Source organism: Verrucomicrobiota bacterium (assembly GCA_019247695.1).
GTDB lineage: Bacteria > Verrucomicrobiota > Verrucomicrobiia > Chthoniobacterales > JAFAMB01 > JAFBAP01.
This window is the reverse complement of record JAFBAP010000079.1, coordinates 1-8,860: the sequence shown is the minus strand read 5'-3', so window position 1 is coordinate 8,860 and position 8,860 is coordinate 1. Positions and strand designations below refer to the sequence as shown.

Annotated in this window: 6 protein-coding genes; 1 reads left to right on the top strand and 5 read right to left on the bottom strand. The window is 60.8% G+C overall.

Features of this window, described 5'->3' with window-relative positions; translation table 11 throughout:
• Nucleotides 1-791: 791 nt before the first annotated feature.
• The 5 genes from JO015_08375 to JO015_08355 form a co-directional block, all read right to left on the bottom strand.
• The gene (locus JO015_08375; GenBank protein MBV9999115.1) at nucleotides 792-1,799 is read right to left on the bottom strand and encodes a hypothetical protein; all 1,008 of its coding nucleotides are present in this window, start codon (nucleotides 1,797-1,799) and stop codon (nucleotides 792-794) included.
• Nucleotides 1,800-1,924: 125 nt separating this feature from the next.
• Nucleotides 1,925-2,683, bottom strand: a complete 759-nt coding sequence (locus JO015_08370) for a HAMP domain-containing histidine kinase (GenBank protein ID MBV9999114.1) — start codon at nucleotides 2,681-2,683, stop codon at nucleotides 1,925-1,927.
• Nucleotides 2,684-2,844: 161 nt separating this feature from the next.
• Complete coding sequence (locus JO015_08365) at nucleotides 2,845-4,026, bottom strand: SpoIIE family protein phosphatase (protein MBV9999113.1); 1,182 nt, start codon at nucleotides 4,024-4,026, stop codon at nucleotides 2,845-2,847.
• 170 nt (nucleotides 4,027-4,196) lie between these two features.
• Nucleotides 4,197-5,366: a class I SAM-dependent rRNA methyltransferase gene (locus JO015_08360; protein ID MBV9999112.1), complete on the bottom strand. Its 1,170-nt coding sequence runs from the start codon at nucleotides 5,364-5,366 to the stop codon at nucleotides 4,197-4,199.
• A 74-nt stretch (nucleotides 5,367-5,440) separates the two neighbouring features.
• Nucleotides 5,441-6,643: a KamA family radical SAM protein gene (locus JO015_08355; protein MBV9999111.1), complete on the bottom strand. Its 1,203-nt coding sequence runs from the start codon at nucleotides 6,641-6,643 to the stop codon at nucleotides 5,441-5,443.
• A 193-nt stretch (nucleotides 6,644-6,836) separates the two neighbouring features.
• On the opposite strand from JO015_08355, the gene JO015_08350 reads away from it, so the two are divergent.
• A complete protein-coding gene (locus JO015_08350) occupies nucleotides 6,837-8,288 on the top strand; it encodes a trypsin-like peptidase domain-containing protein (protein ID MBV9999110.1) in 1,452 nt (483 codons plus the stop codon).
• The last annotated feature ends 572 nt before the right edge of the window (nucleotides 8,289-8,860 follow it).

Below are 8,860 nucleotides of genomic sequence, written 5' to 3'. Positions count from 1 at the left end.
GAGACGGTTTGATGGCCTGAAGGGCCAAAGGAACATAGCCCAGGGTTTCACCCTGGGAACGGGTTCCTCCCCCGATCGAGCCCTGAAGGGGCGGTAGAAAGCGTTGCCGTCGGGTTCTGCCGCCCCTTCAGGGCTCGATCGTGATTTTACGGTTACCCAGGGGGTAAAGCCCTGGGCTATGTTCCCTTGGCCCTTCGGGCCGAAAGACGGTCACGGCTGTCCCCGCGCTGCCCTCAGACAATGTGGGTAAAGCTCAGGGGTAAACCCTGGGCTAGGTTCCACCGGCCCGTTGGGCCTAGACCGTTTATACGGTCTGATAGGTGTAAAGCTGGCGGGGGACCTCAACCCCTGGGGAACGCCCGCACAGCGACTGGAGCCCCTGCCTACGATCAGCCGTCCCTTCGGGACGAAAGCACCCCCATCCGCCAGCCCTTAACTAAATGGCAGTGGGGTTCCACCCTGGGCTAAGTTCTACTGCCTCTTCGGGGCTGAAACCCGGCCGAACCTCCACAATGGTAACTGTCTAAATGGTGTAGGACCCATTCCACAAGGTGCGCAGCATCCGGCAGTACCCCCTCCCGCCGGACTTCTACTGAAATCATGGTCTAAATGGTATTAATTTTCGTAGCGTTGCCGGGATTTCACGTATCAGAAGCGGCCTTGTAGCCCGAAAAGTTCGGAGTCTTTCGGTTGCTCGAGGGGAGTTGTTTCGATGCTCCGGAACTTAGGTTAATCGATACGATCGTGGTCATCTTCCCTCCGAGTTTTTCGATGATCATATCTGTCAAAGCTTAATAGTCGCTCTGTCGCGGCAAAGACGGCTTTAAAGCCTTTGAGAGCTCGCAGTCAATGGCGTGGGTTGACGGTGGCCGTGGAGAATTACAGGCCGACGATGAGGCTGCGAGATGGCGCGTCCCGAGTTTGGCTTGCAGGAACGCAATTTCAGCGCGGAGGGGTGCGAGCATTTGTTCAGGCAGGATTTCGTGTCGCGTCGCAAAGCCCGGGTCCAACGCGGCGAGTTTCTGCCGGACTGAGGTAAGAACTGACAGCGCCTGCCCGGGAGTGATTCTCGCGGGCACAAGCTTTTCGGTTATAGCCAGCTTTTCATGCAGGCGTGCCATGATCCGCGCCCGCACGAGCGGTCCAAGCAACCCGGCCAGGGCAATCCCAAGCCCGAGAACTGACAAAATCATCGTCAGGACGCCAATCACAGGATGGGGAAGACCTGACCGCGGCAACACGGCCGCGACGGCGAATACGATCACCGGCAGCACGAAGGCGAGCAGCAGGACGAGGCCGACGGCCGGAAGACCATTAAAAAGCGCGGCGTACCGCTGCACGACGGCCAGGACCCGTTGCCATCGCCGATATTCATCGGCGATGGGAATGGCATCCTCGAGGGTTGCCAATCGTTTAATCATGCCGGCCTGATCAGAGGGCAGGTTGGTGCTCGAAGCGCGCATGACCTGGACGGCCGCTTCGTGCGTGCTCTGTAAAAACACCTTGTCCTCGAAGGTGGGGAGCACGGACGTGTCGTTAAGTTTCAGCCAGTTTTCGAACCGCTGCGCCTCGTACACGCCTTTGGCGGGATCGTGGCGGCTGATGTCATCGGCGATGGCATGACGAAAAAAAGTGGCGAACCGGAGAATCTCGCTCCTAAGGGTCTCGAGTAGTTTCTCATTTTGTTGCCGTTCCGGCTCAGAAAGGCGGGCTCGCGCCTCAAGAACGGCGCGTGTTCTGCTCGCCTCGACGGCGACCTGCGTGGAGACGTCGCCTGTACATCCTTGAACGAAAGACATGGCACCCAAAAGGACCGATCGATGGCGGCAACTTCAAGCGAAAAGCAACGGCGACGGCCGCACGATCACGATTGAACGGCGCAGGTGGATCGGTCCGCTTCAGGCGCGAGCGCGGCGCGGACGCTTCATCCGCGATCGTCGGAGTCCGTTCGGGAGTTCAGGGTCAGGCGGGTCACGAGCGAGCTCTGCTCCGCGTCGTACCATCGGTCCAAATTCGCGCCGGTAGCTAAAGCCCAGCGATGGGCAGCCCAGGTACCCAGCCCGTACCGGCCAGGTTCCGTGCTCGTGAAGGGCTGTATCCCCCAGGTGCTCAGGTCCACTGCGCCGGTCTTCGGCTCGATGATTTCGAGTTCAAACGCGGCGTCCTTCGCCCCGGCCCTTATCCGGATGGGACGATCCGCCTGCAGCCGGTAGCGAGCCGCGTTGTCGAGTAGTTCGCGCATGATCCGGCACATCAGGTCGGGGTCGACGTACAAGGGGACGGCGTCGCCTCCCTGCCACTCCCAGGTGATGGGCACGGCCGAACCCAAACGTCGCTCGCTCTCCTGTCGAATGGCCTGGAAAAGCTCGTTTCCGGAGAGTTCAATCAGCTCCGCCAGGGGATCGGCGACCCGGGTCAAGAGATGTTCACACTCATCAGCGACCTTGCCCAAGGATCGCCGGAGCCGGGTCAGACTTGCCCGGACTTCCGGATCATCCGTTATCTCCTGGGCAAAAGCGGCCTCGAGTTCAGCCGTATTCACATAGTTGCGCAGGTTATGGGATAATCGGCGCAGCACGCGCATGAAGGCCGCCCACGGCAGGCTGGACACATTCGGGTGTGAGGCTGGCGCCGGCGTGCCCGGCAGGATCGGCTCGGGCGACGCAGGGCTGACGTCATCCATCACCGAAGCCTCCTGTGCCGGAATGCATCTGCACCCGGGTTACGACTTTGCGTGGGTTCGTGCATACGCATGCATATCGGACGGTTCGCCACGAAAATTACCATAAGGTCCGCCATCCCGGAATCCTCCCACCGCACCGCGGCAGTTCACCGGCCGGGTAGTTAGGTTCCGGCGACACGCTTTTCAAGGCGCAGCACGCGGGTAAGCAAGACGCCGGTGGCGTCATCGGTAAACTCCTCCGCCTCCAACGATCTGGCGCGCAGGTTTGCCCTCATTTTTCCCAGGAACCTGGCCGGTTCCGTGACGTCGTCCGGGAGAGCGGCGAGGAGGTCATGGTGAGTCAGGCGGTTCTTTCCGGTAAACCCGCTGTAAAAACCGTCGGTGTAAAGCAGGAGGGCGTCGCCCAGGCCGAGGTCATGGCGGCTATCCTCCACGCCTTGCAGGGCGGGGGCGAGCCCGATCAGGGTTGCTTGAGAGGCCAGCAGGTCGCGGCGCCCCCCGGCACGCAGGATAACGGCGGGCGGATGCGCGGCACCGGCGTACAAAACTCCGCCGGAAGTGTTCACGATGGCGCAGGCCGCGGTGAAAAATCCTTTCCCGCGGAACACGGAAAAAAACTCTTCGTTGACGCGTTGCAGGATCTCAGCCGGGGAGGAGGCGTTCTCCGAGGTGTGGCCGAAGAGCACGGCGATGAGGGACGTATAGAGCGCGGCGGCGACACCGTGGCCGGTCGCGTCGGCAATCCAGATCATCCAACGTTCTTGCCCAAGGCGGCGCCAGTTCCAGATGTCGCCTCCGACCTGGATAAGCGGCTGGTAAAAGGCCGCCACCGACCAGCCCGGCGGATCCGGCAGCTTGGCAGAGATGATGGCCTGCTGGACGGAGCGCGCAGCGTTCAGGTCTGCTTCGTGCAGGGTCTGCCAGTGTTCAAGTTTGTCGTTTCGCGCCTGCAGTTCGGAAGCCAGAGCCTGCAACCGCACCTGGGTACGAATCCGCACGGCCAGCGCGGGAACGCTTACCGGCTTGGTGACGAAGTCGTTTGCACCGGCCTGTAGAGAACCGATTTCTTCGGCCTCACCCGAGTGGCCGGTCAGTACGATGATCGGCAGTTGGGCCGTCTGCGGGTCAGACCGGATGGCGGCGCAAACCTGGATTCCATTCAGGTCGGGCATCTCAAAATCCAGGACGAGCAGATCGTAAGGTTCAGCACGCAACTGCCGGAGGGATTCCTCACCGGAACCGACGGTGGTTACCCGGAAGCCGACTCGCGCGAGGCCGTGCTGCAAGAGCCGGCATGACGCAATCTCGTCGTCGGCGATCAATATTCGGCCTACAAAATCCAAAGCACGTTCCTTTACTCGTCGTCCGCTGTCCTGCGGAGCATTAACATGGCGGGCGGAATAGAGCGAGCAGAAAGCACGGGGGGCGTCCCGAGTCTTGTATCCGGTAAGTGGGTCAGGGCGGGGCCAGATGGGATCCGAGCACCCCACGGGGTCCGTTACCCTGATCATGGTTACCGTCCGGGCAGCGCCTGGACGAGGAACCCTTTCAGGTATTCCGTTTCCGGCAGGTGCGGCAGGATCGGGTGATCCAGCGGCTGCGACAGGAACGCGAGCACCCGAACAAAGCGTTTTGCGTCCACGCTGGCCTCGACGAGCATTTCGCGGAACATTTCTCGCGTGACATGGTGCGAGCACGAAAAGGTGGCCAGAAGGCCACCGTGGCTGAGGAGTTGGAGTGCCCGCCGGTGAATTTCCTTGTAACCCCGCCAGGCGCTGTCGATGGATCCGCGCGACTTGGCGAATGAAGGGGGATCGAGGATAACCAGGTCGAACGTTTGTCGTCGGTCGACCGCAGAGGACAAGTAGTCGAAGGCATTTGCGTGGACAGCCTCGACGGCGGCCTGGTTGCGGGCTGCATTTGACCGGATCTGTTGGACGAGGTCGGCATTGGATTCCACGGCAACGGTGCGAGTTGCGCCGGCTCGGGCGCAGTGCAAGGCGAACGCACCCTGGTTGGAAAAGCAGTCGAGCACCACTTTGCCGCCGGCATGCGCGGCGACCAGCCGGTAATTTTCAACCTGATCCAGGTAGAGCCCCGTTTTGTGACCGGCGCGCAAGTCCACCCGGAAGCTCACGCCGTCAAGTTCGATCTGGAGTTCCGGGGGCGTTTGTCCCCACAGGTCACCCGTCGTCAAAGGCAGGCCTTCCGCCTTGCGCACCGGCGCGTCGTTCCTCTCAAATATGGATTCGGGCCGGAGGACGTGCCTGAGCGCCTCGACGATCAGGGGTTTGCGAAGGTCCATGCCAGCGGTGAGCGTCTGCAGGACCAGGTGTGCGTGATACCGGTCCACGACCAAACCGGGCAACCCGTCGCTTTCGCTCCAGATCACCCGGCCAGCGGGACCGGCCACGCCGAGCGCTTCGCGCTCCTGAACGGCCAATTGAATGCGCCGGACAAAGAAATCCAGGTCCAGCTCCTGCCGCTGCCGGGAAAAACGCCGCGCCACGATCTGGGATGCCGGATTGTAGACGGCCGACCCCAGGAGCCGGTCCCGGCCGTCTTTGACGCTGATGACGTCACCCGGGGCCGGATCACCGAAGGTTTTCAGGACCTCAGTGTTGTAAACCCAGTCATGCCCGTGATAAATCCGGGCACGAGGCCGGACAACTATGCCTGCCATAGACGGGTGAACCTGAGAATGGGAAGGATCGGCCTTTTCAAGCGGAGCGGCCGGTGTCCGGCACTCGGGAACATTCAGGAATAGAGGTACTCGTCCGCAGGCGACTGGGTCATGTGGCGGCCGGAGACGACGGCGTCAGCCTGCTCGGGGTATTCGAAGACCTTGCCTTCATAGTTTCGAATCACGATCTTTTCCCGATCGTGGAAGAGGATGTAATCCGGGTTGATCGGCACCTTTCCACCGCCGCGCGGGGCGTCGATGACGTATTGCGGCACTCCGTAGCCCGTGGTGTGACCGCGTAAGCCCTCGATGATTTCGATTCCTTTAGCGACCGAGGTGCGTAGGTGGGCTGATCCCTGGATGAGATCACATTGGTAGATGTAGTAGGGACGTACCCGGCATTGCAGGAGCTTATGGACCAGCGTTTTCATCGTGGCCAGGTCGTCGTTAACACCCTTCAGCAGGACGCTCTGGTTGCCGAGCGGGACCCCGTGGTTGGCCAGACGCTCCAGCGCCTGACGAACCTCGAGGGTAAGCTCGCGCGGGTGGTTGACGTGAACGCTCATCCAGAGAGGATGGAATTCCTGCAGCATCCGGCAAAACTCATCCGTCACTCGCTGCGGCAGGAAGATGGGCACGCGCGTCCCGATCCGTAAAAACTCGATGTGCTCGATCGAACGAAGGCGCTGCAGGATGGCCCGAAGCTTGTCGTCCGAAAAGAGCAGGGCGTCGCCGCCCGACAGCAGGACGTCGCGGACTTCCGGGTGCTTTTCCAGATAGCGAAACGCCTCTTCAAAGTCGGTTTGCAAGTGCTGGTCGCCGGCACCGCTGACCACCCGGCTGCGGGTGCAGTAGCGGCAATACGAGGCGCACCGGTCCGTTACCAGAAACAGGACCCGGTCCGGGTAGCGGTGCACCAGGCCCGGCACCGGCATGTGGGAATCCTCACCGCACGGGTCGGTCAATTCCTCCGGAGAACGATTTCCTTCTTCGAGCCGGGGGATGACTTGGCGCCGGATCGGGCAGTTCGGATCGTCAGGATCGATGAGGTTGAAGAAGTGAGGCGTCACCGCCAGGCTCAATTTGTGACCTGAAAGGAGCACCCCCGCCCTTTCTTCCGGGGTAAGGCGAATTTTCGACTCGAGATCTTCCAGCCGGGTAACGCGATTCTTGAGTTGCCATTTCCAATCATTCCAGAGTTCAGCGGGGACATCAGGCCAGAAGCCCGGAACGTGCGAACGGAACCGCTTGTCGGCGGCTTCAACAGCATTATGCATGGTAAGTTGACTAGTTGGCTAACTTAGAGGGTGACCTCGGATTGTCAATCAACGCGCGTGGAGCCTGCGTGTATGTTCGTGCCCGGCCAATTCTTACGGTTGCGTGTGCCTTTAGGTTGCATGAGGGTTTAAAGAGTAGTTCCATGGTCATCAGCGTTCACGGCCTGGGCGCAATGAACCCTGACTTGTATTTATGAGTTTTAGCGATCGTTCTCGCCTGATACTTCTTTCCGGCTCGTTCCTTGCACAGCTTCTCTGCGCGTCAGCGGCTTCGGCTGCGGGTGCGGCAAGCGATCTGGCCACCGCGCGGGATCTGGCGCACCAGCTCAATCAGGTGTACGAATCCGTGTACGATCGTGTGGCACCGGCGGTCGTGGTGATTGATGTTTCCAAGGCCGACAAGCCGGGCACCAATGAGAACCCCTTTGAAGGATTCGACTTTTTCTTCCGGGGACCCCACGGCGACGAGGGGGATCAGCAGCCGGACCAGTCCGAGGGGTCAGGGTTTTTCGTGCGGCCGGACGGTTACATCCTTACCAACAACCACGTCGTGGACGGGGCCGACAAGATCGAGGTTAAGCTGAAAGACGGGCGCAGTTTTCAGGCAAAGGTCGTCGGCGTGGATGACCGGACCGACATCGCGGTAATCAAGATCGAGGCGGCCGGGGTACCGACGGTCCAACTGGCCAACAGCGACGAGGTCAAGGTAGGCCAGCTGGTCTGCGCGATCGGTGCACCTTACAAATTTGATTACACCTTTACGACCGGGGTGGTAAGCGCCAAGGGCCGCAACGAGCTGCTTGCCGACAAGTACGAAGATTACATCCAGACTGACGCCGCCATCAATCCGGGCAACAGCGGGGGGCCGTTGTGCGACATCGATGGGAACGTGATCGGCATGAACACGCTGATTCACGGCTTGAATCGGGGTCTCGGGTTTGCCATCTCCAGCAACCTAGCCAGGCAGGTCAGCGATCAGTTAATTACGTCAGGGCACATCGTCCGGCCGTGGCTAGGGATCATCATCGAATCTTTGAACGAACAGAATCGGGGCGAGGTTTTTAAGGGCATTGATAAAGGGGTGATTGTTCGCACCATCCAGGCCGACACGCCGGCGGCGAAAAGTGATCTGCGGCCGGCAGACGTCATTACAGAGGTCGATGGGGTCTCGGTAGGCTCGTCACGGGAGTTGCAACGCGAAGTCCTCAAGAAAAAGGTCGGTGATCAGGTCAACCTCGGGATCTGGCGAAACGGCCGGAAGATAACGGTGGCGGTCAGGACGGAGGAGTTGCCCGGAGAGACGACTAACCGGTTGACGACTTCGGGGCCTGCGCCGTCGGCTCCGCCGGAAGATCCGGCCGCCGCTTACGGGTTGCAGGTACAAGACATCACGCCGGACCTGGTGCAGGAACTGGGGTTGAAGTCGGAGCGAGGCATCGTGGTGACCTCGGTGACCCCGAACAGCCCGGCTGCCGTGGCGGACATTCAGCCCGGTGACGTTATTACTGAAGTCGGGCGGACGGCGGTGCACGATGTTCCCTCTTTCGAGAAGGTGGTGGCGGATCAAAAGGGTAAGCCGAACCTCCTGTTGCTGCTGGACCGGAAAGGCGTAAAAACGTATTCGATCGTCAAGTCGTCCAAATAGCCGTTCCACGCTGCTGCGGGGCGCCTGGTGAATTCGCCGATCCGGACCCGCGATGCCGTCTCGAAAAGGGACCGGGCTACGGGCGATGGGGAACCGTTACCAGGCTTGAAGGGCGGCGCCGGACCTTACACGATGTCGACGGCCATGGAGGTAAAATGATGTCTTCCTTCCCAGTGCCTCGCCAGCTTTACACCCAGCAAACCGTATAAATGGGCAGGCCCCACGGGCCGGGAGACCTTAGCCCAGGGTTCCCGCGGGGAAGGCGTTTTCCCTACGGCTCAGCCATGAGGGGGCGGTAGAAAGCGTTGGTGGCGGGTTCTGCCGCCCCTTCAGGGCTCGATCATGATTTGACGGTTACCCAGGGTAAACCCTGGGCTTTACCCACATTGTTTGAGGGCAGCGCGGGGACAGCCGTGACCGTCGTACGGCCCGAAGGGCCAAGAGAACATAGCCCAGCGTTTACCCCTCGACCTGACCCGCAATTCTGCCACCGTCAAGCAAGACCCGGCACGCGCCACGCATCCGCGCGTCTCTCTATACCATTCCGCCGGCAATGGAGCTAAAATCTTGTC

Excerpts from the sequence above, each read along its gene's own strand:
- JO015_08375 (MBV9999115.1), bottom strand. The coding sequence starts at position 1,799 with ATGTCTTTCGTTCAAGGATGTACAGGCGACGTCTCCACGCAGGTCGCC.
- JO015_08370 (MBV9999114.1), bottom strand. The coding sequence starts at position 2,683 with ATGGATGACGTCAGCCCTGCGTCGCCCGAGCCGATCCTGCCGGGCACG.
- JO015_08360 (MBV9999112.1), bottom strand. The coding sequence starts at position 5,366 with ATGGCAGGCATAGTTGTCCGGCCTCGTGCCCGGATTTATCACGGGCAT.
- JO015_08355 (MBV9999111.1), bottom strand. The coding sequence starts at position 6,643 with ATGCATAATGCTGTTGAAGCCGCCGACAAGCGGTTCCGTTCGCACGTT.
- JO015_08350 (MBV9999110.1), top strand. The coding sequence starts at position 6,837 with ATGAGTTTTAGCGATCGTTCTCGCCTGATACTTCTTTCCGGCTCGTTC.